The sequence below is a fragment of the Edaphobacter sp. genome, assembly GCF_035763405.1.
Lineage (GTDB): Bacteria > Acidobacteriota > Terriglobia > Terriglobales > Acidobacteriaceae > Edaphobacter.
Genome location: NZ_DASUBE010000101.1, coordinates 1 through 26,141, shown reverse-complemented (window position 1 = coordinate 26,141; position 26,141 = coordinate 1). Strand labels below are relative to the sequence as shown.

Genomic DNA, 26,141 nt, shown 5'->3' with positions numbered 1-26,141 from the left:
GAGGGTGCTGAAAAAGTCATTGGCGAAGAGAAAGGCGTACCTCAGCGGCTAAAGCCGCGCTGATTTTGCGGTACTTGCGGCACGGCTGAAGCCGTGCCCTTAAGCAAAACGGACTTTTTCAGCACCCTCTAAAGCCCCTTGTATTTTGGTGGGATTTTCGCAGGGCTGAAGCCCCGCGCTCCCACCGAAAAGCATGGATGGCGAGTTTTTCCGCAGCCTGTAACGTTGTGCCCTTAACAAGGCCGGGACGTTATCAGGGGTTCCCTGGTGGAGCCCGGCGCGGGCCGGTGCGAAACGCAGATTCCCTTCGGGAATGACAACTAAAAAGAGGACTGGAAACACAGATTCCCTTCGGGAATGACAAACAAAAAGAGGACGGAGGTGCAGATTCCCTTCGGGAATGACAACAAAAAGAGGGCTGGGAATGCAGATTGCCTTCGGGGATGACAGCGAAAAGGGGCCGCCCCCATTGCTCACGCTCGCCCCAGCGCCCGCGCGCTTGCCAGCCTTCGCTCGAGGTTTCGTTCGAGCGTCTCCACGGCGAACCGCCGCAGGTCGGCCGCGCGCGACTTCGGCCACTCTTCGGCAGCGAGCGCCTTCACCGTCCCGCGAAACATCCGCTCAGCCAATGCAACCGAAGCAGCCGACAGGGCCACGCTTCCTCCGCGCTTGTCGTCCCCGCATGTCACCCCGTCATGCGCAGCCGAAGACCACACCGCGCTGCCGCGCAGGTCGAGCCCGCACACCACACAGTGCCCCAGCTCCGGCATCCATCCCATCAGCCGATTCATCCACAGGGCAAAGTACGTCACCGGCATCCATACCCTGCCCACCTGCATCTCGTTCGACACGGCGAGCGCCAGCCGGAAGACCGCATCGTCCACGACTCCTTCGGGCAACTCCTCCAATACCTCAGCCACCATCTGCAATGCGGCCGTGCGCGCGTAGTCCACGGGCCGCGAGAGCGGCGAACTCACAATCTCGAACGCATCCAGCCGTACCAGATCCTGCTTCGGTCGCTCGGCATACGTCGCTCGCACATGCGTCATCGGCTCGAGCGCGCCGCCAAACCGCCGCCGCGACTTCAGCGCATGGCGCGCGACGCCCTTCACGCGCCCCTGCTCGCGCGTGAACAGGCTCACCAGCAGGTCAGCCTCCTCGAACGGCCACGCCCGCAGCACAATCGCCTCGCCCTGACGCTGCATCATCTGCCAACCCTGCCTGCAAAGTGAAAGCGCGCAGCCTGAGGCCGCGCGCTCTTCGAATCAAACCGACCGGAATTACCGCCCGTAGTGCGTTGCATTCTTCTGCTGGAACTCCGCCCACTTCTCCGGCAAGTCGTCGCCAGCGTAGATCGCTGAGACCGGGCACACCGGCACGCACGCGCCGCAGTCGATGCACTCGACCGGGTCGATAAACAACTGGTCCGCGTCCCCGTGACCCGCCTCGTCCTTCTTCGGGTGAATACAATCCACCGGGCACGCATCCACGCATGCTGTGTCCTTCGTCCCAATGCACGGTTCTGCAATCACATACGCCATTTTCTCTCTCCCTCTGCCTCTAAAAAGACACCCAGATAAATCTTTGCTTCGATTTTAGCAGCACATCCGCTTTCCGCTGCAACGTCAAAGGTCATAGCAATTAATTTTCTGCCTTCTCCCGTTGTGCGCGAAACTCCTCCGGCGTTGGTATCGGCGAAAGCTCGCGTCCTGCGAACATCTCCGTAAACAGGTGGGTCATTTCGCCCATAATCAGCCCATTGGTGGCCAACACCTCGCGGCTGTCCAGCGTGAACTTGCCGCCGTCGAAGTGCGTCACCGTCCCGCCTGCCTCCTCCACCAGCAGCACGCCCGCCGACGTGTCCCACGGATTCAGGTTGAACTCCCAGAACCCATCCAGCCGTCCGCAGGCCACATACGCCATGTCCAGCCCCGCGGCACCCGCGCGCCTGACTCCGTGCGACCTGAGCGTGATCTCCTGGTAGAAGTGGATATTCGGGCTGCCGTGCCGCTTTCTGCTCGGAAACCCCGTTGCCGTCAGCGACTCAGCCAGCGTCTTCGTCTTCGATACGTGCACGCGCTTCCCGTTGAGCCACGCGCCCTTGCCGCGCTCGGCGACAAACATCTCGTGCCGCAGCGGGTCGTACACCACGCCCGCCACCATCTCGCCGTCGGCGTCGGCCGCCAGCCCGGCCGCGCGCCGCTCCAGCCCCAGAATCACGCAGAACGCAGGAAACCCGTGCGCAAAGTTCGTCGTGCCGTCCAGCGGATCAACATACCACCGATACTCGCTCTCCAACTGCTCGCGTGTCCCCTCTTCGCCATAGATGCCGTGTGCCGGAAATGCGGCCTTCAACTTCTCTCGAATCAGCTTTTCGCTCGCACGGTCAGCCTCCGTCACCAGATCGACGTCGCCTTTATATTCGGTCGCGACGCCTTTTTCATAGAACCCCCGCAGCAGATCCCCAGCCTGCCGCGCGATGCCTTCCGCTGCCGGTACAAACTCAAATCGACTCACAGTACTCCCTCACTGTTCCAGTGTAGTGTCTTCTCACGCATCTTCCCATTCCGTGGCGCAATGAAGGAACTCGCATTTTGACTCCCATCATTCTGCTCAGGCATACTCGCCAAACGATTCAGGGCCCAGTCCATACATTCTGATTGAGGTGATACAGCCATGCCTAAGTTCGTTATCGAACGCAATCTGCCCGGGGCCGGCAAGCTCTCCCACGACGACCTCACCGCCATCTCGCAAAAATCCTGTGATGTGCTGCGCATCATGGGGCCGGAGATCCAGTGGGTCCAGTCCTACGTCACCGGCGACAAGCTCTACTGCATCTACATTGCCCCCAATGAGGACTACATCCGCGAGCACGCCGCCAAAGGCGGTTTCCCCGCCAACACGATTGCCCAGATCAAAAACACGATCGACCCCACGACCGCCGAAGCATAACGGCAGCACTCAGGCTCGCATTTTTATTCGGCGGTGGCGGAGGAATTCACGTCTATCCGCGCCTCCGTGCAAATCCGTGGTTGTTCTATCGGGGTCATTGGTGCAGGTTGGTGTTAAGTTCCCACCTTTACCGCACGCTCCCGTAATACCCTGTCCTGTACCTGAGCTGATACTTCGTGCGCAGCGCCGGGTCCTTCAGTCGCACGCCAATCCTATGAAACGTCCCTGCGTCCGTCTGTTGCGGTGCGTAATACCCCAGCATGTACTGCGTCCTCAGATCATCTGAGACGTGCGCGAACGCCGGTTCCAGGCCTCTCGGGTCTTCGACGTAGTAGTACTTTCCGCCTGTGTCGGCCGCCATCTGGATCAGCGCATGTTCTCCGCCCGTGTTGCGTCCCGCGTCCGCCTCGACCGGCACTACGATGATCGAGTACACCATCGCTCCCGCGCGCTGCGCCTGCTCGACTGCCCGCGGATAACTGGTTCCTTTCGCCGTGTCCACGCCGTCGGTAATCAGTACCATCACGCGCCGCTGTCCATTGTCCTGGCGCGTTGTCGCCAACCGGTCCGCCGCCAGATAGACCGCGTCATACAGCGCCGTCTCGTCGCCATGCTGCAATTCGCCCAGTCCGCGTTCAATCCTCCGCTTGTCGCTGGTAAACGGAACAATCTCTCGCACCGTATCGGCAAAGTCCATCAGATCCAACTCATCTTCCGGCCTCAGCAGCGCGTTCACGAAGTGCTTCGCCGCATTGCGCTCCAGCCGCTCGTCGCCAAAGACGCTCAGGCTCGCGTCGATAGCCAGCACAATCTCCAGCGGCGTGGCTGAGTTCTTTTCGAAGACGGCAATCTTCTGCGGCTGGTTGTCTTCAAAGATTTCGAAGTCGTCCCTCCCCAGCCCGCCCACCGGAGCGCCTGTCTGGTCCACTACATTCACGGCCACATTCACCAGATGTGACTGCACATGAATTGTCCCTTCGTGGGCTACCGGCGTCTGATGCTCCTGCGCATCGTCGCTTGCCGGCGCCTGCGGCCCATTCATCGGCGGAGGCCGCCGCACCACCGGCGCCTGCGCCACGAGGGCAGTCCCCAGCAACCACATCGCAGCCGCAGCCAAGACCTTCACAGACTCCCCTTGCCGCCTTGAGCCAAGCCTAGTTCCTCCGGAAACGGCTCGCCGTCCGCCCAAACCGCTCCATCCACAAACTGCTCCTTCTTCCAGATGGGAACGGTTTTCTTCAACGTATCGATCAGCCACCGGCACGCATCGAACGCCGCGCCGCGATGCGCCGAAGCCACCACCACCAGCACGCTTGTCTCGCCTACCACCAGTCGTCCCAGCCGATGGACCACCGCAACGTCCCGCACGCTGAACTTTGTCACGGCTTCGGCGGCGAGCGCATGCATTTTCTCCAGCGCCATCTCCCGGTACGCTTCATAATCCAGATGCAACGTCCGCCGCCCGCGCGAGTTGTCCCGCACGATTCCGTCGAAGACGCAGACGGCCCCATCCGCGCCGGCTTTCATCGCCGCCACAATCTCTCCAGCCGGAATTGCCCCATCGACAATCTCAACCCTCATCCCAAAACCCTCTGACGATTCTGTATTTCTATTCCGTAGTGCCCGGCTATTCCTTAAGACGCAGGCCCTGCTTTCTTGTCGAAGTCCATGCCGAAGAGGGTGCGTTCGACGACCATGCAGAAGATGTGTTCGAGTGCGAGGTGCGACTCCTGGATGTTCATCGTGACCTTCGAGGGGATGATGACGATGTGATCGCATAGCTCGCGCATCCTTCCGCCATCGCCGCCGGTGAAGCCGATGGTGGTGATGTCCTGCTTGTTTGACTGTTCGAGGGCGCAGAGGATATTGGGCGAGTTGCCGGAGGTGGAGATGCCGAGGAAGACGTCTCCGGGCTGGCCGAGGGCCTCGACCTGGCGGGAGAAGATGCGGTCGAAGCCGTAGTCGTTGCCGCAGGCGGTGAGGATGGAGGTGTCGGTGGTGAGGGCGACGGCGCGCAGGGCGGGGCGGTTGACGGTGAGGCGGACGGCGAACTCGGCGACAAGGTGCTGGGCGTCGGCGGCGGAGCCTCCGTTGCCGGCGACGAGGAGCTTGTGGCCCGACTGCATGGCGTGGGCGGTGAGCTCGCCGATGGCGACGATGGTGTCGGCTATGTGGCCATCGGCAAGCACGGCCTGCATGGTGGCGATGGATTGGGCGAGCTGCTTCTGGACGAGTGGCTTCATTGATGCTCCGCGAGTTGGCTAGGGAAAGGGTACGAGATGCGGCGGTGGAATGTCGAAGCCGGGGGAGTACGCGGGTTGGTTCGGGTGGTTGTACCATGGCGAGTGTCGAATTCGACTCATTTTTTGAAGGCATGGAGGAACGGTGAGGAGATTATTGTGCGGGCTTGCGGTAGCTGTGCTGGGCGCTGGGTTGGCGGGGGGACAGTACCCGCAGCATCCCTGGTCAACGACGCTGGGTAAGACGGTGCTGCTGTGGCCGAATGGCGCACCGGGGGCGCAAGGCGATGAGTACATCGATAAGCCGTCGCTGACGATCTATCTGCCGAAGGGCGAGAACGCGACAAAGACGGGTGTGGTGGTGGCGCCGGGCGGCGGGTATCAACATCTGGCGATTGAGAAAGAGGGTGAGCAGTATGCTCTGTGGCTGAACGCGCACGGTGTCGCGGCGTTTGTGCTGAAGTACAGGCTCGGGCCGAAGTATCACAACCCGATCGAACTGGATGATGCGCAACGCGCGATTCGGATGGTGCGTGCGAACGCCGCGGAGTGGGGCGTGGCGCCCGATCATGTGGGGATGTGGGGTTCTTCGGCTGGAGGGCATCTGGCGGCAACGGCAGGGACGCACTTCGACGCGGGTAATCCGAGCGCGGCGGACCCGATCGACCGCGAAGGTTGCCGTCCGGACTTTCTGATCCTGGCGTATCCGGTCATTACGATGGAGGCGCCGTATGCGCACATGGGGTCGTGGACGAACCTGCTGGGAGAGAATCCCGATGCGGCAACAGTGCGGATGCTCTCGGCGGAGTTGCAGGTGACGAAGGACACGCCGCCGACGTTTCTGTTTGCGACGACCGACGACAAGACGGTGCCGGTGATGAACAGCGTGATGTTTTATGAGGCCCTGGTGAAGGCCGGGGTGCCGGCAGAGATGCATCTGTTTCAGCATGGGGCGCATGGGGCGGGGTTGGCGGCGGCGAATCCTGAGTTGAGCGTGTGGCCGGACCTGCTGATCAAGTGGATGCGCGAGCGCGGGTATGCTGCCGCGACGGACCCGGTGGCGGCGAAGTGACGTTGGCTGAGTTTGAAGCGGCGGAGGCTCGCACGCTGAGCGGTGCGCTGCTGGCGCTGTGGTGGGACGCGAAGGGGGAGTGGGCGAAGGCGCACGAGGTGGCTCAGGATGTGGAGACGGCGGATGGGGCGTGGGTCCATGCGTATCTGCACCGCAAGGAGGGCGATGCGGGGAATGCGGCGTATTGGTATCGGCGGGCGGGACGAGCGGCGGCGAAGGGTGATTTGCGCGCGGAGTGGGAGGCGATGGTGGGGGAGATGCTGCGAAAGGCCTAACGCCGATTTGCACCCATGTCCACCGAAAGCGACCGCGGATTTGCGCGGATGACACGGATAAAAGCAGGGATTCCTTCCCCTTCGGCTTCGCCGAGGGAACGGGATGGAAATGCACAAAGCGGTCGATATGAGGGCGGTGGGAAATCGGCAGGGGATTGAGATTTCTGCTTTGTATTGCGGGGCGGCTTGTGTAAAGTTAACGGCATCAGGACATTGGTAGATGGCGTTCGCTCCCACGATGCGGCGAGGCCATGGCTTGCGGCAGTCCCCGGTGTAGGCGGAGTGTGCAGGCGTCATGTCGGGCAGGACTTTTTACGTCCGGGGTCAAGGTTGACCTAACTTATGAAATAGGACATTTCATTCATGTGCCGTATGCGTCGTCCGGTCGTTAAGGTGTTTTTGGGTCTTTTCCTCGCGCTGGTTGTGGGCGCGTCGTTTGTGGGCGGTATCAACATGATGGCGCAGTCGCCTGGGGTAGAGGCAGCGACTACGCAGCAGAGCCAGTCGGACCGTATTGCGGCGCTGGAAAAGCAAATTGCAGACAATAAGACCGCGATTGCCGCGGCGCAGTCGGCAGGAGACAACAGTTGGATGCTGGTCTCAGCCGCGCTGGTGCTGATGATGAGCGGGCCGGGTCTGGCACTGTTCTACGGCGGGCTGGTGCGGAAGAAGAACATTCTGGGAACGATGATGCAGACGTTTGCCATGATGGCCGTGATTACGGTGCTTTGGGCGCTGGTGACGTACTCGCTGGCGTTCGGGTCTGGCAATGCGTTTATCGGCGGGCTGCACAATATGTTTCTGCGCGGAGTGGGGCTGACGCCGGACCCGGCGTATGCGGCGACGATTCCGTTGCAGACGTTCATGGTGTATCAGTTGATGTTTGCCATCATCACGCCTGCGCTGATTACGGGCGCCTTTGCTGAGCGGATGAAGTTCTCGGCGATGCTGGTGTTCATGGTGCTGTGGGCGATTGTGGTGTACAGCCCGATGGCTCACATGGTGTGGGGCAAGGGGGGATTCCTGAATGCGACGCTGGGCTCGGGCATTCCGTGCCTGGACTTCGCGGGCGGCACGGTGGTCCATGTGACGTCGGGTGTCTCGGCGCTGGTGACGGCGCTGTATCTGGGTAAGCGCATCGGGTATCCGAAGATACCGATGCCGCCGCACTCGGTGGTGCTGAGCTTTATCGGCGCGTGTATGTTGTGGGTGGGCTGGTTCGGGTTCAATGCGGGCTCGGCGCTTTCGGCGGGCACGCTGGCGACCTCGGCTTTTGTGGCGACGCACTTTGGCGCGGCTGCCGCAGCGTTGAGCTGGAGCGCGGCGGAGTGGATTCGGCAGGGCAAGCCTTCGGCACTGGGCGCGATCTCGGGCGCGGTGGCCGGTCTGGTGGCGATTACGCCCGCGGCTGGGTTTGTGACGCCGATCTCGGCGATCTGGATTGGGCTGATTGCCGGCTGCTTCTGCTACTTCATGGTGGCGAAGGTGAAGGCGTGGTTTGGCTATGACGACTCGCTCGATGCGTTTGGCGTGCATGGCGCGGGCGGGACGCTGGGGGCGATTCTGACGGGATTTTTCGCGTCGAGCGCGATTAACCCCATCTTCGGCGCGGGCAAGGCGACGGGGTTCTTTGAAGGCAACTGGCGTCAGCCGCTGAACCAGCTTGTAGGCGTGGCGATTGCCTGGGGTCTTTCCATTGTGGGTACGCTGATTATTTTGTTCCTTGTCGATAAGCTGGTTGGGCTTAGGGTCAGTGAGGACGACGAGCGCGAGGGCCTGGATCTTTCTCAGCACGGCGAAGAAGGATACGACTGGGCGCACTAAACTAAAGGTGTCGAGAGGACGAGCGATATGCAGAAGATTGAAGCGGTGATTCAACCCTCGAAGCTGGACGCGGTGAAGGATGCGCTGGTCGAGGTGGGCGTGGAAGGGATGACGATCACCGAGGCCAGAGGGCACGGGCGGCAGAAGGGACACACGGAGTTCTACCGGGGACGGGAGTACTCGGTTGACCTGCTGCCCAAGGTGAAGCTGGAACTGGTGGTTGCCGACGAGATGGTCGAGAAGGCGATTCAGGCCATTACGGGCGCGGCGCGGACCGGAACGATCGGCGACGGAAAGATCTTCGTGTCGAAGATCGACGAGGCGATTCGGATTCGGAACGATGAGCGGGGCGAGATCGCGCTGTAGTACTCAGTTGTCAGTGAAGAGCGGATGTAACTGACCACGGGTAACGGACAACGGACGACTTCAGCTTCGGGTGAACGGCGATGCAGGCGAGCGAACCGACGGCGAGTGTGTTGCGCGAGCGATACCAGCGGAGAATGCTGGAGATTCGCGGTGCATTCGAGGCGGGAGCTTCGGGCGCGGCGACGATTGCGGCGCGCGCCTCGGCCCTGGATGACCTGGTGCGCGCGTTGTGGCGGCAGGCGGTCGAGCAGGACGCGCGGCTGAAGGCCGGTGTGGCGCTGGTTGCCATGGGCGGCTATGGGCGGCGCGAACTGTTTCCGTACTCCGACATGGACTTGCTGTTTCTGCTGGATGGGCGGCTGCCGGAGAAGCAGGTGAAGGACGCGATCCGGCGGCTGAATCAGGAGATGTGGGACGCGGGGATTCGGGTTTCTCCGGCGACGCGGAAGCTGGCCGAGTGCGAGCGGTTCGACGAGGAGAACGCGGAGTTTGCCATCTCGCTGCTGGACCACCGGCTGATTACCGGCGACGCGGCGCTGTATACGCGGCTGGCGCGGCAGTCGGTGCCGAAGCTGTTGCAGCGCGACCACAAGGCGATGATGACGCGGTTGCTGGAGCTGACCGAGGCGCGCCATGCGAAGTACGGCGGCACGCTGTTTCATCTGGAGCCGAACATCAAGGACTGCCTGGGCGGCCTGCGCGATGTGCATGTGTGCGCGTGGATGACGACGCTGCGCAGTGCTGGAGAACAGGCGGGGCGAAACGGCGGCGCGACGGAGTCTCCCGAGGAAGGCAACGACTTCGGCAAGGCGGTGGAGTTTCTGTGGCTGGTGCGCTGCTTTCTGCACTACCGGCACGAGCGCGACGACAATACGCTGGACTGGCAGGCGCAGGACGCGGCAGCGGCCCGGGCGATTGGCGTGGATGGCGGCGAGCCCAGAGGAAACGATGCTGCGTACTGGATGCGCTACTACTTCCGTTGCGCGCGTAGCGTCGAGCGCAGAGTAAGACAGCGGATCGGGGAGTCGGCGGCGGTGAAGGCCCCGTCGATGCTCTCGGGTCTGCGACGCGAGCGCAGGGCGGAGGAGCATCACGGGTTTCGCGTGGAGCGCGGGATGGCGGTGCTCGACGCGGTGGATCGCTCGGGGCAGGATGCGGCCGCCGATCCGGATGTGGTGCTCGATGTGTTTCGCGCAATGGCGTGGACGGGATGCGTGCTGGGCAGGGAGACAGAGGAGCGGCTGACGCGGGCGCTGCCGCTGCTCTCCGCGCAACTGGAGGAGGGCCCGGCGCTGTGGCTTCGCCTGCAGGCGATTTTGACGGGGCCGCACGCGGGCAATGCTCTGCGCACGATGCACGCACTCGGCGTGCTGGAGTTGCTGGTGCCGGAGTTTCATGGCATTGATGCGCTGGTGATTCGGGATGCGTATCACCGCTACACGGTGGACGAGCACACCTTTGTGCTGATTGACACGCTGCACGCCATGGAACGCCCGCAGAAGGGGCCGATGGCAGTGTGGGCCGAACGATTCGGCGGCGTGCTGCGCGAGCTTCCCCATGCGGGTTTGCTGTATCTGGCGGCGCTGATGCACGATACGGGCAAAGGGCACAGCACGGACGGCCACGCGGTGGCAAGCAGGCGCATGACGGAAAACGTACTGGCACGGCTGGAGTTGGACTCGTATGAGAGCGGGCTGGTGCTGGGGCTGATTGAAGGGCATCTGGAGATGTCGTCTGCACTGAGGCGCGATATTTTCGACATTGAGACGGTGAGGGGATTTGCCGCGAAGGTGCAGACGCCCGAGGCGCTGAAGATGCTGACGCTGTTTACCTATGCGGACATCAACGCCGTGCATCCCGATGCGCTGACGCCGTGGAAGGCCGAAAATCTGTGGCAGCTCTACATCGCTACGGCAAACTATCTGGACCGCAGCGTGGATGACGAGCGCGTGGGCGCGCATGAAGAGAGCGAACTGTTGCATCGGGTGGCTGCGATGCTGCCGGGCCGGAAGACGGAGGTGGCTGCGTTTCTCGAAGGGCTGCCCGAGCGGTACGTGTTGACCAGGTCGCCGGAGCAGGTGCGAAGGCACTTCGAGATGGCGACCCGCATGGATGAAGATCCGGTGCAGTTGGACTTTCACTATGCGCCGGGCGTGAGCGAGCTGACGCTGGTAACACGCGACAGGGCCCAGTTGTTTGCCAACATCGCGGGCGCGCTGGCGGCTTGGGGCATGAACATCGTCACGGCGGATGCGTTTTCAAACCGGCAGGGCATGGTGGTGGACAGCTTCCGGTTTACGGACAGCTTCCGCACGCTGGAGATGAACGTGTCAGAGCACGCGAACTTTGTGAAGAGCGTGCATGATGTGATGACCGGGCAGGTCTCGATGGAGAAGCTGCTGAGCGGACGCAGACGCGGGCGGCGCAAGGCCCCGCTGGTGACGGTGGCGACGCGGGTGGAGTTCGACGACGAGGCTTCGTCGCATTCGACGCTGGTCGAGGTGATCGCGCAGGACACGACTGGACTGCTGCGGGCGCTGAGTCTGACCGTTGCCAGCTTTGGGTGCAACATCGAAGTGGCTCTGGTAGACACGGAAGGCGAGACGGCGATTGATGTGTTTTACCTGACGCGGAACGGCGCGAAGCTGGAAAAAGGACTCGAAGCGGAGCTGAAAGAGGCGCTGGTCGAGGCCGTGAATGAGAACGCCAGCCAGTCGTAGTGGGCTTTTGATGCGTGCCAGCCAACGGAAACCCACTCAGGCCGCGTCTCATAAAGCAAGAACAATAGCCTTTGGTAACTCCGGGAATTGCGCGAGCGGCGTGACCGGGACTGCGCAAGCGTTTTATTATTAGAGATATGACCACTCCTGCCAATGAAACATCAAGCAATGGCCGCCCGACGGCCGTTCCGCAGAAAAATGATCGCTACATCTTTGGAAGCCTGGACAGCTTTGGCAAGAACCAGGAGAAGCTGCGCGAGGTAAGCTGGGGCGAGGAGCCGACCGAGGGCGTGCTGCTGGCCTCGATGGACGCGGCGATTAATTGGGTGAGGAAGAATTCAGTGTGGCCGATGACCTTCGGGCTGGCCTGCTGCGCGATTGAGATGATGTCGATGGGCGGGTCGCGGTACGACATTGCGCGGTTTGGCGCGGAGGTGTTTCGCCCGTCGCCCCGGCAGAGCGACCTGATGATTATCGCGGGACGTGTGTCGCAGAAGATGGCGCCGGTGATCCGGCGGCTCTACGAGCAGATGCCGGAGCCGAAGTGGGTGATCTCGATGGGCGCGTGCGCGACCTCGGGCGGAGTGTTCAACAACTACGCGCTGTTGCAGGGCGTCAATCAGGTGATTCCCGTGGACATTTACGTTCCGGGGTGCCCGCCGCGGCCTGAACAGTTGTTGTACGCGATTACGCTGTTGCAGGAAAAGATCCAGCAGGAACGTGGAACAGTACGGAAGACGTTGAATCTGGGCTAGATGCGGGGTGCGCCGAACCTTGGTTACTGGGTAGGTTCCAACGGCTTGCGTTTGGGAGGTTTTTACGGATTTCGCTGGTAAAGTATTGAAAAAGATAGTCGGTGAAGAGTAATTTTTTCCGAGAGTTAGCAACTGCGATAAGCTGTAAGGAATCGAACAATTTCAACCGAGCCATTAAACCGGGTTCGTGAAACAGTGGATGAATTTGAGCGGAGGAAGTCGAATGGATTATAGCCCTTTACGTAATGTTGGCCGGTTAGTACTGGCTGCATGTGCAGTCAGTCTTGGTGTTATGAGTCTGGGTGCGCAGACTGTGCCCAGCACAGCCGCCCCTATGGGGCTTAACCCCTCACGAGTCGATGTGTTCCTGGGGTATTCCTATTTTGGAGCACATGGGCAACTGAAGCCTGCGGGGATCAACTACTCCTCTATTGATTACGGTGCGTTGGGGAGCGGTGCGTATTACTTCAACAAGTACTTCGGCGGCGAGGCGATCATTGCGGCCCATCCGGACGGCAAGAACGATGGCCTGTATACCATCTCGGCCGGTCCGATCTTCCGCGCTCCGATGCAGAACTTCACGCTCTTCGCCCATGGCCTGGTTGGCGCGGCGAAGATGACCGGGCCGGATTCGGACTCGGGCGGCTATCACAACCCCTGGCAGTGGGGCCCGGCGCTGACGGCCGGTGGCGGCATGGATTACGACCTGCCGTTCTTCAATAACCGGTTTTCGTTCCGCCTGTTTGAGGCCGACTATCGCTATATTCACGAGAACTACGGTCCGTTCACGCCGCCTCCGACGGCTGGCCAGATGGGCGGGCGTGCGAACCTGAGCGGTGCTGAGCTGAGCACGGGTCTGGTCGCTCACTTTGGCCACATCATTCCTCCTCCGCCGGTAGCGTATGCCTGCTCGGCTGCCCCTGCGGAAGCGTTCCCCGGCGACCCGATTACAGTGACGGGCACGGCCTCGAACCTGAACCCGAAGAAGACGGCCAGCTACACCTGGACGACCGACGGCGGCACGATCTCAGGCACGTCCAACGTGGCCAACATTGACACCAAGGCTGCTGCTCCGGGAACGTATACGGCCAAGGGCCACGTCTCGGAGGGCGCGAAGCCCGGTCAGATGGCGGACTGCTCCGCGCAGTACACCATCAAGCAGTTCGAGCCGCCGACGGTAAGCTGCTCGGCGAACCCGACTACGGTCCAGCCCGGCGATTCGGCGACGATTACCTCGACGGGCTCGAGCCCGCAGAACCGTCCGTTGACCTACAGCTACAGTGCATCGGCTGGCACGGTCTCCGGCAACGGCTCGACGGCCACGCTGAGCACCGCGGGCGCTGCGCCTGGAACCATTACTGTGACCTGCAACGTGGTTGACGACAAGGGCCAGACGGCCTCCTCGACGACCTCGGTGACGGTCAATGCTCCTCCGCCGCCTCCCGCGCCGAAGACCAGCGCGCTGTGCACGGTGAACTTCGAGCGTGACAAGCGCCGTCCGACCCGCGTGGACAACGAAGGCAAGGCCTGCCTGGACGATGTCGCCCTGAGCATGCAGCGTTCGTCGGATGCGAAGCTGGCCCTGACCGGCAACGCAGCCACCACGGAGAAGCACGGTACTGACCTCGCAACCGATCGCGCGATCAACACCAAGGACTACCTGGTCAAGGAGAAGGGTATCGACGCAGGGCGCATCTCGCTCTACACCGGCACTCAGGACGCCAAGACCGTGACCACGACCCTGATTCCCGCCGGTGCGACACTTGACACCACGGGTATCACCTCGGTTGACGAGGGAGCCTACGCGGCGGCGCATGAGAAGAAGCATCATGTTGTGCGTCATCACGCAGCCAAGAAGGCCGCGAAGTAAATAGAAACGCAGTAAGGACAGGGCTGACTGGATTTCTATCCAGTCAGCCTTTGTCATGTATCCGCCGGGAAAATTCCGGTTTGTTCTAGACTGGTTTTATGACGGGAAACGAACGTTGAAGAGACGGTACAAGATTCAGGCTGTATTGCTGGCGCTGTTGTTTTCTTTTTTCTGCCTTCGGTTGCACGCGGTCAACTGGCTCCCATTTGGCCCGGATGGCGGCGATGCCCGCTCCTTTGCTGTAGACCCGCAGGACCCATCGCATCTTTATTTAGGCACTGTGACCGGATGGATCTACGAGTCGCACGATGCGGGCGCAAGCTGGCAGCGTCTGGCCTGGATCGGTAAGCGCGACGACCTGGTGCTGGACTCGATTGTGGTGGATCAGGCGAATCCGAAGCATATCGTCGTGGGCGCATGGGTGATGGGAAGTCCTGATGGCGGTCTCTACGTCAGCAACGATGGCGGAAAGATCTGGGCGGACGAGGTGGACATGCGCGGGCAGTCCGTTCTCTCTTTGGCGGCTGCGCCGTCGAACCCGAACATTCTGGTGGCCGGAACGCTGAAGGGCGTGTATCGCTCGACCGATGGCGGCGATCATTGGAGCCTGATCAGTCCGCCGGGCAGCCAGGAGATTCACGAGGTCGAGTCGATCGCAATCGACCCGGTGAATCCGGAGATTATTTACGCGGGCACGTGGCACCTGCCTTGGAAGACGTCCGACGGCGGGGCGCACTGGGTCAACATCAAGGAAGGCGTGATCGACGACTCGGACGTGTTTTCGATCATCGTCGATCCGAAGGACCCGAAGGTGGTCTACGCGAGCGCGTGCTCGGGAATTTACAAGAGCGACAACGCCGGCCTGCGGTTTCAAAAGGTGCAGGGAATTCCTTCGACCGCACGCAGGACGCGGGTGTTGATGCAGGATCCGAAACATCTGAACATCGTCTTTGCCGGTACGACGGAGGGGTTGTTCCGGTCGGGAGACTCAGGCAAGACATGGCTGCGCACGACCGGGCCTGATGTGATTGTGAACGATGTGTACGTCGATCCTGATGACACGAACCGCGTGCTGCTGGCGACGGACCGGGGCGGCGTGCTGGCGAGCCGCGATGGGGGCTACTCCTTTGTGCCGTCGAATAAAGGGTTTTCTTCGCGGCAGATTGTTTCTTATGTTGCCGACTCGGAGTTCCCGGCGCGGATTTACGTTGGCGTGGTGAACGATAAGGCGTGGGGCGGCGTCTTTGTCAGCGAGAACGGCGGGCTGACGTGGACGCAGAAGAGCGCGGGTCTTGACGGCCACGACGTGGTGAGCCTGGAGCAGGCGCCGGACCGGACGATTCTGGCGGGCACGCGGCATGGAATCTATCGTCTCGATGGCGATGTGTGGAGCAGGGTAGATAAGGTGTCGCTCGCTGAGCCGGCTCGCGGTCGATCTGCTCGCGGGCACGCTGTGGCGGTGTCGGCTCGGATGCGCGAGAAGGATGGGCCGTATGACGGAATGGTCTCGTCGATGGCGCATACCGGCGACATTCTCTACGCCGCGACTGCGGATGGGTTGTTGATGAGTCATACGGCTGGCGTGAACTGGAGCCTGACGCCGGGCGTGCCGGTGCATGATTGGGACAACGTTGCGGCTGCGCGGTCGATGGTGGCCGTCGCGACGCTGCACTCGGCGATGCTGACCATCAACGGTGGAATACGCTGGACGGCTGTGAGACTTCCTGCTGCGCTGAGCCAGGTGGATGCGCTGGCGGTCGATGGTGCGGGTGGATTGTGGGTAGGCGGGCCCGAAGGCGCGTTCATCTCGGAGAACGGCGGCGCAAGCTGGACGACGCTCAGCACGGTGACGCTGCATGGCGTCAACTGCCTGTACTTCGACGAGCCTTCGCAGCAGATGCTGATTACGGCGGACAACGGGAACACCATCGCCTACGCGGTGCATCTGCCGGACATGGCGGTGAAGTACTGGAACACGGGTTGGAACCTGCGGCTGGTGCGGCAGGTGGGAGACCACCTGGTGGGTGCGACGCTGTTTGACGGTATCGTGGTGCAGCCGCGCATGGTGGACTCGGCCGAGGCGCATGGTCACTGATTGGGCCGCGAGGAATAGAATTGAAGTATGAGTTTGACTGCATCCAGCCCGCGTGCTCGCCACTCCTTTCAGACGGACGATCCGGCGCTTTGGCCGATTGCGGAGAAGGTGCGGGCGGGCGAGCGGCTGGCGTTCGAGGATGGGGTCGCGCTCTATCGCTCGGGCGACATTCTGGCGGTGGGCTGGCTGGCTAATCAGGTGCGCGAGCGGCTGCATGGCGATACGGCTTACTTCAATGTGAATCGGCATATCAATCCGACCAATGTGTGTGTGGCTTCGTGCAGGCTGTGTGCGTTCGGCAAGAAGAAGGGCGACGCGGGCACGTATACGATGGCGCTCGAAGAGGCGTGGGAGGCGGCTGGATCAGGCTATGTCGAGGCGGTGACGGAGTTTCACATCGTCGGCGGGCTGCATCCTGATCTTCCGTTTGAGTACTTCCTGGATCTGGTGCGCGGGCTGAAGGAGCGGTTTCCGAAGGTCCACATCAAGGCGTTCACGATGGTGGAGGTTGCGTTTCTGGCCAAGCGTGCGAAGCTGACGATTCCGGAGACGCTGGAGCAGATGAAGGCGGCGGGCGTGGACTCGATGCCGGGCGGCGGCGCGGAGATTTTTGCTGATCGCGTGCGGCACATTATCTGCGACCACAAGATCGACGGCGGCGAGTGGCTGGAGACGGCGCGGGCGGCGCACAGGATCGGCCTGCGGTCGAATGCGACGATGCTTTATGGGCACGTCGAGAACGACGAGGACCGCGTGGATCATCTGATTCGGCTGCGTGCGGTGCAGGACGATACGGGCGGCTTCCAGACGTTTATTCCGCTGGCGTTTCATCCAGACCATACGGCGCTGGCTCATATTCCGAAGACGACTGGGATGATGGACCTGCGGCAGATTGCGGTGGGTCGGCTGATGCTGGACAACTTCGCTCACGTGAAGAGCTACTGGCAGATGGTCTCGCCGAAGATGGCGCAGATCTCGCTGCGGTTCGGGGCGGACGACATCGACGGAACGGTGGTGGAGGAGAAGATCTACCACGAGGCCGGGGCGGTGACTCCGCAAGGGCTGCGACGGGCGGATTTGATTCGTCTGATTACCGAGGCCGGGCGCGTTCCGTTCGAGCGGGACACGCTCTATCGGGCGGTGACGCGGAGCGAGGACAGCTTTACGGTGGCGGTTTAGGCAGGGTACCCCTCCCCCTATCTCATATCTAAAATACTTCAAACAAATGGGTTAGATGGGGGGTATCTCCGGGTATCGGCGCACGTTTCGTGCCATTCCTCCTCCCAAGTCGAAAGGCCCGGCTGGTTCCAGCCGGGCCTTTCCTGAGCTTCTATATCTATTATGGCAGATTGGAAAAACTCGACCGCCAGATTTTTTTAAAAGTTTGTGAGAAGCGGGTTGCTTCGTTGCGGAAGGGAAATGCAAACGTGGCTGGTTGAGCTGCGTTCTTCCCATCCTTGTCGCGATGAAGCTGCGCGTGGAGGGGGCACCCGAGCGTTTGTGGCGCTTCGGACAGAATGCGGGGATTCTTCCCATTCGACTTCGCTCAGGGCAGGCTGCTGCGCTCAGAATGACAGTGCTGTGAGAGGTTGGCGGTGATTTGGGATATTATCGATAACATAATATTTTCGATATGATCTGCTTCTCTCCGTGGGGGATGTCCTTGTCTGGATTGAGTGACCGTCGCCGGTTCCTTCAGCAGTCCGGGGCGTTGATGGCTGGTGTGGCTGCGCGTTCGGCTGGGGTGAAGCCGGGGCAGCGCCGGAGGAATGTGTTGTTCCTTGCGGTGGATGATCTGCGGCCCGCGCTTGGTTGTTATGGCGACCGGTATGCTGTAACGCCGAACATCGATGGGTTGGCGGCGCGAGGGGTGAGGTTTGCTCATGCGTATTGTCAGCAGGCGGTGTGTAATCCTTCGCGGCAGTCGCTGATGACGGGGCGGCGGCCTGACACGATTCGGGTGTGGGACTTGAAGACGCATTTTCGGAAGACTTCGCCGGGGGTGGAGTCGCTGCCGGAGGTGTTTCGCAGGCAGGGGTACTTTGCGCAGTCGTTTGGCAAGATCTATCACGGTGAGGCGCCGATGGCCGATCCGGAGTCGTGGAGTGTGCCGGAGCAGTTTCAGTACACGCCGAAGAGCGATCAGTATCGGCTGGCACGGAACCATGTGCATCGCACGGCGGGGAAGGCGGATGCGGATGAGTGGGTGGACGCTTCCGATGACGCCTATCCGGATGGCGAGGTGGCGAAGGCGGCGGTTACGGCTCTGGAGAGGCTGGCCGCCGAGCAGGAGCGTCAGCCGTTCTTTCTGGCGGTGGGGATGCGGAAGCCGCATCTGCCGTTCACCGCTCCGTTGCGGTATTGGGAGATGTTTGCGAGCAGAGTTGTGCCGCCGATTGATCGGGAGGCACCGCCTGACGGCGCGCCTGAGCTTGCGCTGCATGACTCGAAAGAACTGCGGGGGTATCTGGGGATTCCGCAGGGCGGGCCGATTCCGACTGCGCAGGCTGAGCGGCTGAGGCGTGGCTACTATGCTGCGATGGCGTATACGGACGCTCAGGTTGGGCGTGTGCTGCGTGCTCTGCGACAGACTGGACTTGATCGCGAGACGGTCATCGTCTTCTGGGCCGACCATGGGTATCATCTGGGCGAACACGGGCTGTGGTGTAAGACGACGAACTATGAGCGGGATACGCATGTGCCCCTGATTGTGGCCGATCCGATGCTGCCGGGCGGCGCGGTGTGCGAGGCGCTGGTGGAGCTGGTGGATGTCTTCCCGACGCTGTGCGAGATGTGCGGAGTGGCACCGCCGACGGGGCTGGAGGGCAAGAGTCTGACGCCCTGGCTGCGAGATCCAAAGCATGCGAGTCCGGCGGCGGCGCGGAGCCAGTTTCCGCGGCCATGGTTTTACCGAGGTCAGCCGGAGACGATGGGGTATACGGTGCGGACGAAGACGCATCGGTATGTGGAATGGCGGCGGTTTGGGACGGAGAAGATCGTTGCGCGGGAGCTCTACGAGGTGCGCGCGGGGATGCCGGATGAGACAGTGAATCTGGCCGGCCGGGCGGAGTTCGAGGCGCTGATGCGGGAGATGCGCGGCTATATTGTGTGACGGTCTTGCTGCCCGATTCAGAGGCGGGATGACCGTCTCGGATTGACGCTGCGCCTGTGAGTGGGCAGGGAAAGTTAGGTTATTAATTGTGCAAAAGTCTGCAAGGGAAAACTGCGCGGTGTGGGTGCGGCTTGGGTAAAGCCCGTGTTTTCAAGGGAAATTTGAGGGTTTTGATGGGACGCATCTGTTTTGTTAATGGCGTTTCAGTTGCTAGTTAAAGCAGCGTAGCAAAGAGTTGCAGGTTGCAGAGCCCCTGCTCCCGCCTTCGTGGAGGTGTGGGTAGACGGCTGAGATGCGCTCGCTCGACTGGCACCAACGGGTGTTCACACGGCGGGCAGAACCAACTGGATGCTTCTGAAGGGACGGCGATTCGTAGCCGGTCCGGTCGAGGCACTCAGGGAACCCTAAACATAGTGCCGCCATGTACGCGGAGGAGGCTACACCATGTATCTGTTCTTCAGTCCTGCTTTGGTTGCTCTGCTTATGATCTCGATCATTCAACTGCGCGATCAGTTTGCGACGTTGAGCTAAGGTTCCGTTCTGTTCCAGCCCCCGGGTTGCTGAGCGGTATCGCCCTTTTCGTGTGAAGCCAGGCTTGCGCCTGGCTTTGCTGCGTTCGGGGCATTTTCTGTGTGGGTGTGGTCGGCTGCGGGCCGATGTGAAACGCCTTGGGGAAGGACGACAAATCCCGCTTGGGAATGTGGTTTGAGGTGCCGGGTTTTGGGCGTGATCCGATGAAAAATGCGGGGGTCTCTCCACTGCGGCGGCAAAAGACGCCGCCTCCGGTCGAGATGACGTGTGGTGAATGATGGTGGTGAATGGTGTTGCGATTCTGCAACGCGATGCACATGGTGGAAGCCCTGGTGCATCGGGGTCTGGCGGTGGAGCACCATGGTGAGTTACTTGCGAGCCATGTGCTGCGCAGACGTAACCAGCGTGTTTTCCGCGTGATGGGGACAGGAGAAGTTGCGGAAGAAATGTTGTGCAATATTTTGCATGTTCTCTTGAGCGGGGGCTGAGGTGTGATGCAGCCGGTGGGGCTGGATGCTGGATTTCCCTTGTAAACACGGGGGTTTTTGCGAAATGCCGACGCGGGTGGGAAATGGCATGGCAGTTGCAACTATGCATGGTATTGCAAAGCAATTTAGGTAACTGGCCGTTTGCGCGATGAAAGGATGCGGGGCGGCTGAAACAGAATGGCGGCAATGTGGGAGCGGGTCAAAGGCGTCCACAGGCCGCACAGGAGAGGTGTGTGCCAGATGAGTTGCGAACGTAGTTCGACCAAAGCAGCCATTTATGGTGCGTCACTGAAAACCATGCGCTCGATGAGACGAGCGCGGAGAGAACACCGAACACATGAAGAAACTTGCTGTACTTCTACCCATTGTCTGTCTTGCGGTTGCTTCGATGGCGGCACACGCGGACACACTGAAATTTGATAACAATCCGAGCGGCACCAGTATTGGGCCGTACAACCTGACGTATACGAATGCGGGCGGTTCGAGTGTAGAGCAGTTGTTCTGCATGAATGACTACCTGGAGATTCATACCGGCGAGAGCTGGGGCGTGAATGTGCTCAATGGCTCTGCGTTTGCCGGCAGCGCGAACCATACGACGGGCTTCCGGTATGAAGAAGAGGCCTATCTCTATAGCCAATTCACTGGGAGCAATGCGGGCACGGTGCAGCACGCGCTGTGGCAGATCTTCGATCCGAGCAACTGGAGCAATAAGAACACGGCCTCGAATGCGCTGGTCTCGGCTGCGTATGGCTTTGCGCTGGGCAATGTGGGCAATGTGTCCGGCAACTCGATCCTGTCGGCGGCGACGTTCTACATCTACGACGGCAAGGGTACGCATCCGGAGTGCGATGGCGCGCCGCAGAACTTTGTCGGCGGGTCGCCGGTGCCTGAGCCTTCGAGCCTGATGCTGTTCGGCAGCGGCTTGCTGGTCCTGGCGGGTGTGGTGCGCCGGAAGATGGCGCGTTCGTAGCGACGCTTTAGGGGAGGGCCGGTGGTTCCGTCCCTTCTGTTGCAGTTCACGAAGTTCAAATCGCAGTGCCGCCGAGTGCGGAGGGAGGCTACATCATGTATCTATTTTTCAGTCCTGCTTTGGTTGCTCTGGTGGTGATTTCGCTGATTCAGATTCGGGATCAGTTTGCTGTGTTGAGTTAGTGGAGTTTGTTGTCGAGAGAGATTCCGCCAGCAACGAAAGTCGCAGTGCAACAAGTTGCACATACGACGGAACCCGCGCTTTTTCAATGTCGAGACGCGCCCAGAGGTTCTGGGGAACTAATAGCTAGCTGAATACCTACCTGGGCGGGTGATTTTTTAACCCGCCCGATTCCATGCATAGTGGAGTTGCTTCACTGCTGTACATTTTTTTCGCTAGGAGAATCCCATGTACGCTTTCTTTACCCCTGCAATGGCCGCTCTGGTGGTGATTGCATGCATCACGCTGCGTGACCAGTTTGCAACGCTCGGCTAATCGCTCTTAAGGCTTAACACCGATAACACCGATCAGAACAGAGAGGAAGTTTCGAACTCCCCACTCTCTGTTTTGATCGGTGTTTTTCTGTGTGGTCGATGTTTAAGAGCGCGGAGATTCCCGCATAGGCTAGACAGGCTGTAGTCCGCCCGGCAGCGTGTTTAGAAAGGCCCCTTATATTTGCCGGTTCTTTCGTGGGGCTGAAGAGAGTGTGTGAGTATATGTCGTGCCCTTGGCGCTGAATTGAAGAGTGGCGGTCTGGTGCACGGTCGACGCCGTGCTGTTAGCCAGGCCGAGAGTGAATCGGAGATTCCTTAAGGCGGCTCTGATTCACTCTCGGTGGGCCATGGAAGGAATGGGCGCAGAAAAGAAATGCGGGGATTCTTCGCTGCGCTCAGAATGACGGGTCAAAAAATGTGCCAGAATGACGGGTTGAACATCGGAGACTTCATCAGAGGCTCCTTAAGTTTTTATTTCGCCTGGAGGACGGCTACGCCGTAGTGGTTGAGCGTGACGGTGGACTCGTCCTTGCCGCTGAGGACGGCGTGCATGGTCGAGGGTAGTTTGACGGTTTGTGGAGCTTTGTTGAAGTTGACGAGGATGAAGACCTTCTTGCCGTTGCCCTCGCGCGGGTAGACATCGACACCGTCGGGGACGGGGCCGAAGGCTGGGGTGACGCCGCTGGTTTTGGCCATCCACCTGGCGGCGTTGAGCATAGCGGCGTCGTCCATCCATGCGCCGATGTAGGTGATCTGGCCTTTGCCGACCTTGCGGGTGATGGCGGCGGGTTGGCCGTCGAGCCAGCCGTTGGATTTGCCGTAGCGCATGAGGACCTGGGTGTCGGGCGAGGAGGTCGAGAGTTGCTCGGCCCAGATCTTCGAGGTGGTTGCGCCCCAGAGGCCAGTGACGGGGACGGTGTCGCCGGGTTTGTCGTCGATGGCGTAGAACTGATCGACGCGGCCGCCGAGGAGATCAGCGAGAGGACCGGGTTCGCGCTGGGGCCAGAGGCCGTTGTCCTCGTTCTTCATGCCGGTGCGCTGGCCGAGGACGAGATGGCCGCCGTTCTGGACGTAGGCGATGAGGTTTTTGGCAGCGGCTTCGGTGATGACTTCGAGGCCCGGTGCGACGACGAGTTTGTATTGGCTGAGATCGACCGTAGGCTGCACGATGTCGACCGACTGGGCGACCTGGCGGAGCGGCTTGTAGTAGCTGACGATCTGTGTGATGGGGTCGAAGTTCTTGTTGTGGCGCTGCCAGTTGATGGCCCAGCGCGAGTCGTAGGAGTGGAGGATGGCGACTTCGGAGTGGACGCTGGTTCCGGCGAGGACCGGGCCTGCTTTTGCGAACTCTGCGCCGATCTGTTTGACCTCGGAGTAGAGCGGGACGGGTGTGCCGTCTGCGCCGACGAGTGTGCCGTGGAGTTCTTCCTGACCGTTGAGCGCGGAGCGCCACTGCCAGTACTCGACCGCATCGGCTCCGTGGCCGATGTCGTGCCATGCCATGGCGCGGACTTCGCCTTTGTCGAGTGGGGTGTTGACGGGGGCCCAGTTGACGAAGCCGGGCTGCGTCTCCATGACCCAGAAGTTTTTGCGGAGGAAGCCGCGGGTGAGGTCGTGTGCCGCGCCGTTGCGGTACGGGTCGAGATGTCCCTCGCCGACGTAGTCATCCCATGAGGCGAGGTCGAGGTCCTGCGAGACGGTGTAATGGTCGTAGCCGTCGAACCAACCCATCATGTTGGTGGTGATGAACTGACTGGGGTCGGCGTTGGCGCGGATGACGTCGAGCTGGTTCTTCTGGTAGCTGCGCCAGGTGTCGGAGACGAAATGCTTCCAGCTCAAGAGCAGGCCAGGGTTGCCGTATTTTTCTTCGATGGGAATCTGTGACCAGTCGGTGTAGGTCTGGGACCAGTAGGCAGTGGTCCAGCGGGTGTTGAGGTTGTCGAGCGTCTTGTAGTGCTGGTGGCACCACTCGTCGAACTGTTTCTGGTCTTCGGGGCCGTAGCTCTCCCGGGCGTACTCGTTGTCAATCTGCCAGCCGATGACGTTGGGGTTGTGGCCGTAACGTTTGGCCATGCGCTCGGCGATGTCGCGGGCGAACTCACGGTATTTGGGATTGGCCCAGTCGAACTGCTGACGGTTGCCGTGCTGGTCGCGGCGTCCGTCTTCGCCGATGCGGAGAGTCTCGGGATATTTGGTGGTGAGCCAGGCGGGCGGCGCAGCGGTGGGAGTGCCAAGGACGACGTAGATGTGGTGGTGGGCGGCGTCGGCGATGGCGTGATCGAGCCATTCCCACTGGTAGTCGCCCTCGGTAGGCTCCATGGTGGACCAGGCAAACTCGCCGACGCGGACGAAGCGGATGTGGGCCTGCTCCATGAGGGTGAGGTCGGCGTCCCAGCGGGATTCGGGCCACTGCTCGGGATACCAGGCCGCGCCGAGGTAGAGCGGCGGGTGGGCTTCGGGTTGCTGTGCCTGCGCGTTTGCTGGCAAGGGGGCGGCAACGGCGAGCAAGGCGGCGAGTGCAGGGACGAGGAGCTTGGGTAGTGATACGGTCATGCGGTCTCCGGCTGGGTTGCTGTTGAATTTTGCGATGCACCCATAGTAGCTGCTGATGCGGATTAATGAAACCGTGTTCATGGGTTGGTGTTTTAAGGGGAAGGCTGAGGTCTGGGGTGGATTTGAGAAATACGGGGGTCTCTCCGCTGCGGCGGCAAAAAGCGCCGCCTTCGGTCGAGATGACGTGTGTACGTGCAGCGGAAACCCGCCTTAGCGACGATGAAGCCGTCGCGAAGATGGGCACCCGGCGCTCACGCAATTTTTATCTGGGTGCAGTTGTTGATAGAACGCGAAGGTTCGTGCAGCTACGAAAGAATGCGGGGATTCTTCCCCGTTCGCTGCGCTCAGGGCCAGAATGACAACGATTGTAGATGGCTGTTGCAGACGAGACAGCGAAGATGCGCGGTCAGGTGGTGGATTTTGCGGGTGGGACGATGGCGGCGGCGAGTAGAAGCATGGCAGCGGTTCCGATGGCTGGAACGGCGAGGCCGGCGCGGAGGTTTTGGAAGTGAGTGGAGACGATGCCGGTAAACCATGGCAGCGTGGCTCCGCCGAGCGATGCTGCGGCGAAGAGCGGGCCGAGGCGCGGATGTCTCCCTGCGCGCGTGAAGAGGAAGGCGAGGATGAGCGGGTAGAGTGGGGCGATGGTGAGTCCGGCGAGCAGGGTGAGCGCGATGATGTGGCCCGGGCCAAGATGATGCGCGAAGATCAGCAGTGCCTGGGTGAGGACGAGCAGAGTGGCGGCGAGGCGGTAGAGGGTTTCTTCGCGCAGGCGGTTGAGCGGCGTCGCCATCAGGAGACGGCCGATGAGCTCGGCGGTCCAGAAGTCGAAGGCGATGGTGGAGGCGTGCGCCGTGGAGTTGACGCGGATGGCGTAGCTTGGCAGCCAGCCTCCGAGAGCGTTTTCGACGCCGACGTAAAGCAGCATGGCGATGGCGAAGAGGACGAGCAGGATTGGCGACAGCGAGATGCGAGGCCCGGGCGCGTCGGCTTGCGGACTGGGAGCGGGCGCTTCGTGTGGGATGGCGAAGGCGCCGAGAGCGGCCACGAGCAGAATCGATGCGGTGAGGTAGAAGAAGGTGTCGATGCCGGAGGGACCGCAGGCGCGGACGAGGATGGGGCAGAGGATGGCGCCGATGCTCCACGCAACGTTGAGGACGGCGAGCAGGCGCGAGCGGGATGAGGTGGCGAAGGTGCCGGTGATGACGTTGCCGGCGGTGAGTCCCGCGCCGAGGCCGAGGCCGACACAGAAGAACGCAATGTGCGCGGCGTTGAAGTTGACGACGGTAAGCGCGACGCACCCTGCCGCGGTCAAGATCGCGCCCGAGATGACGCTGAGGCGGAGACGGTGCACGGCGACGTATGCGCCGATGAGCTGGCCGGTGAAGCTGGCGGTGAAGAGCGTTCCGGCCTGCGCGTCCTGAATGTGCCAGCGGGCGATGAGCGCAGGGAGCAGCGGCCCGAGCATGACCGTGGCGACTCCGGCGATGCCGAAGTAGAAGAAGACAGGCGCGAGTGTGCGGAACGCATGTGCGCGGGACGATGGCCGGGCGTCTGTCGCTGGGAGCATGGAGTCGTGCGTGCCTCGAAGCGTTTGGTCTAGTGAAGTTTATAGTCCGGCGAGCGTCTACAGTGGGCTGGGTGCGGAAAAGGCTTGTTTGGAGATGAAGCGTGAACGGCCCAGGGCTCAAGAGGGTGCTGAAAAAGTCATTGGCGAAGAGAAAGGCGTACCTCAGCGGCTAAAGCCGCGCTGATTTTGCGGTACTTGCGGCACGGCTGAAGCCGTGCCCTTAAGCAAAACGGACTTTTTCAGCACCCTCTAAA

Annotated in this window: 20 protein-coding genes; 12 read left to right on the top strand and 8 right to left on the bottom strand. The window is 61.3% G+C overall.

The features are described from left to right. Nucleotides 1-473: 473 nt before the first annotated feature. From recO to VFU66_RS10455, 3 genes are all read right to left on the bottom strand, one after another. Nucleotides 474-1,208 carry a DNA repair protein RecO gene (gene recO, locus VFU66_RS10465; protein WP_326446195.1) on the bottom strand — a complete coding sequence of 245 codons (735 nt, stop codon included), beginning with the start codon at nt 1,206-1,208 and terminating at the stop codon, nt 474-476. A gap of 72 nt (nt 1,209-1,280) precedes the next feature. Next, nucleotides 1,281-1,541 carry a 4Fe-4S dicluster domain-containing protein gene (locus VFU66_RS10460; protein WP_326446194.1) on the bottom strand — a complete coding sequence of 87 codons (261 nt, stop codon included), beginning with the start codon at nt 1,539-1,541 and terminating at the stop codon, nt 1,281-1,283. A 100-nt stretch (nt 1,542-1,641) separates the two neighbouring features. After that, nucleotides 1,642-2,517 carry an inositol monophosphatase family protein gene (locus VFU66_RS10455; RefSeq protein ID WP_326446193.1) on the bottom strand — a complete coding sequence of 292 codons (876 nt, stop codon included), beginning with the start codon at nt 2,515-2,517 and terminating at the stop codon, nt 1,642-1,644. A 159-nt stretch (nt 2,518-2,676) separates the two neighbouring features. Here VFU66_RS10455 and VFU66_RS10450 point away from each other — a divergent pair, with 159 nt between their 5' ends. Continuing rightward, a complete protein-coding gene (locus tag VFU66_RS10450) occupies nt 2,677-2,952 on the top strand; it encodes a DUF4242 domain-containing protein (RefSeq protein ID WP_326446192.1) in 276 nt (91 codons plus the stop codon). Nucleotides 2,953-3,079: 127 nt separating this feature from the next. Here VFU66_RS10450 and VFU66_RS10445 read toward each other — a convergent pair whose 3' ends face one another. The 3 genes from VFU66_RS10445 to VFU66_RS10435 are packed head-to-tail and all read right to left on the bottom strand — an operon-like array spanning nt 3,080 to nt 5,195. Next, on the bottom strand, nt 3,080-4,078 hold the full coding sequence (locus VFU66_RS10445; RefSeq protein WP_326446191.1) for a VWA domain-containing protein: 999 nt from the start codon (nt 4,076-4,078) through the stop codon (nt 3,080-3,082). Further along, nucleotides 4,075-4,533: a molybdenum cofactor biosynthesis protein MoaE gene (locus VFU66_RS10440; protein ID WP_326446190.1), complete on the bottom strand. Its 459-nt coding sequence runs from the start codon at nt 4,531-4,533 to the stop codon at nt 4,075-4,077. Before VFU66_RS10440 ends, VFU66_RS10445 begins: the two co-directional genes overlap by 4 nt. Before the next feature lie 53 nt (nt 4,534-4,586). After that, a complete protein-coding gene (locus tag VFU66_RS10435) occupies nt 4,587-5,195 on the bottom strand; it encodes a D-sedoheptulose 7-phosphate isomerase (RefSeq protein ID WP_326446189.1) in 609 nt (202 codons plus the stop codon). A 142-nt stretch (nt 5,196-5,337) separates the two neighbouring features. On the opposite strand from VFU66_RS10435, the gene VFU66_RS10430 reads away from it, so the two are divergent. From VFU66_RS10430 to VFU66_RS10380, 11 genes are all read left to right on the top strand, one after another. Further along, a complete protein-coding gene (locus VFU66_RS10430; RefSeq protein ID WP_326446188.1) occupies nt 5,338-6,264 on the top strand; it encodes an alpha/beta hydrolase in 927 nt (308 codons plus the stop codon). Continuing rightward, entirely contained in the window at nt 6,261-6,539 is a 279-nt protein-coding gene (locus VFU66_RS10425; protein WP_326446187.1) for a hypothetical protein, read from the top strand. The genes VFU66_RS10430 and VFU66_RS10425 overlap by 4 nt, the downstream gene beginning before the upstream one ends. Nucleotides 6,540-6,995: 456 nt before the next feature. Next, a complete protein-coding gene (locus VFU66_RS10420) occupies nt 6,996-8,363 on the top strand; it encodes an ammonium transporter (RefSeq protein WP_414649413.1) in 1,368 nt (455 codons plus the stop codon). Nucleotides 8,364-8,390: 27 nt separating this feature from the next. Further along, the gene (locus VFU66_RS10415) at nt 8,391-8,729 is read left to right on the top strand and encodes a P-II family nitrogen regulator (protein ID WP_326446185.1); all 339 of its coding nucleotides are present in this window, start codon (nt 8,391-8,393) and stop codon (nt 8,727-8,729) included. An 80-nt stretch (nt 8,730-8,809) separates the two neighbouring features. After that, nucleotides 8,810-11,449, top strand: coding sequence for a [protein-PII] uridylyltransferase (gene glnD, locus VFU66_RS10410; RefSeq protein ID WP_326446184.1), 2,640 nt, complete (start codon nt 8,810-8,812; stop codon nt 11,447-11,449). A gap of 137 nt (nt 11,450-11,586) precedes the next feature. After that, nucleotides 11,587-12,204 carry an NADH-quinone oxidoreductase subunit B gene (locus VFU66_RS10405; RefSeq protein WP_326446183.1) on the top strand — a complete coding sequence of 206 codons (618 nt, stop codon included), beginning with the start codon at nt 11,587-11,589 and terminating at the stop codon, nt 12,202-12,204. A gap of 292 nt (nt 12,205-12,496) precedes the next feature. Then, entirely contained in the window at nt 12,497-14,074 is a 1,578-nt protein-coding gene (locus tag VFU66_RS10400) for an OmpA family protein (RefSeq protein WP_326446182.1), read from the top strand. Between the two features lie 115 nt (nt 14,075-14,189). Continuing rightward, nucleotides 14,190-16,169 (top strand): WD40/YVTN/BNR-like repeat-containing protein, encoded by a 1,980-nt coding sequence (locus VFU66_RS10395; RefSeq protein ID WP_326446181.1) that lies wholly within the window; start codon nt 14,190-14,192, stop codon nt 16,167-16,169. A gap of 27 nt (nt 16,170-16,196) precedes the next feature. After that, nucleotides 16,197-17,348 (top strand): aminofutalosine synthase MqnE, encoded by a 1,152-nt coding sequence (gene mqnE / locus VFU66_RS10390; protein ID WP_326446180.1) that lies wholly within the window; start codon nt 16,197-16,199, stop codon nt 17,346-17,348. A gap of 493 nt (nt 17,349-17,841) precedes the next feature. Beyond that, nucleotides 17,842-19,281, top strand: a complete 1,440-nt coding sequence (locus tag VFU66_RS10385) for a sulfatase (protein ID WP_326446179.1) — start codon at nt 17,842-17,844, stop codon at nt 19,279-19,281. Between the two features lie 1,356 nt (nt 19,282-20,637). Then, a complete protein-coding gene (locus VFU66_RS10380; RefSeq protein ID WP_326446178.1) occupies nt 20,638-21,270 on the top strand; it encodes a PEP-CTERM sorting domain-containing protein in 633 nt (210 codons plus the stop codon). Nucleotides 21,271-22,235: 965 nt separating this feature from the next. Here the strand turns inward: VFU66_RS10380 and VFU66_RS10375 are convergent. Both VFU66_RS10375 and VFU66_RS10370 read right to left on the bottom strand, forming a co-directional pair. Continuing rightward, nucleotides 22,236-24,398: a beta-galactosidase gene (locus VFU66_RS10375; RefSeq protein WP_326446177.1), complete on the bottom strand. Its 2,163-nt coding sequence runs from the start codon at nt 24,396-24,398 to the stop codon at nt 22,236-22,238. 325 nt (nt 24,399-24,723) lie between these two features. Beyond that, a complete protein-coding gene (locus tag VFU66_RS10370) occupies nt 24,724-25,887 on the bottom strand; it encodes an MFS transporter (protein WP_326446176.1) in 1,164 nt (387 codons plus the stop codon). Nucleotides 25,888-26,141: the final 254 nt, after the last annotated feature.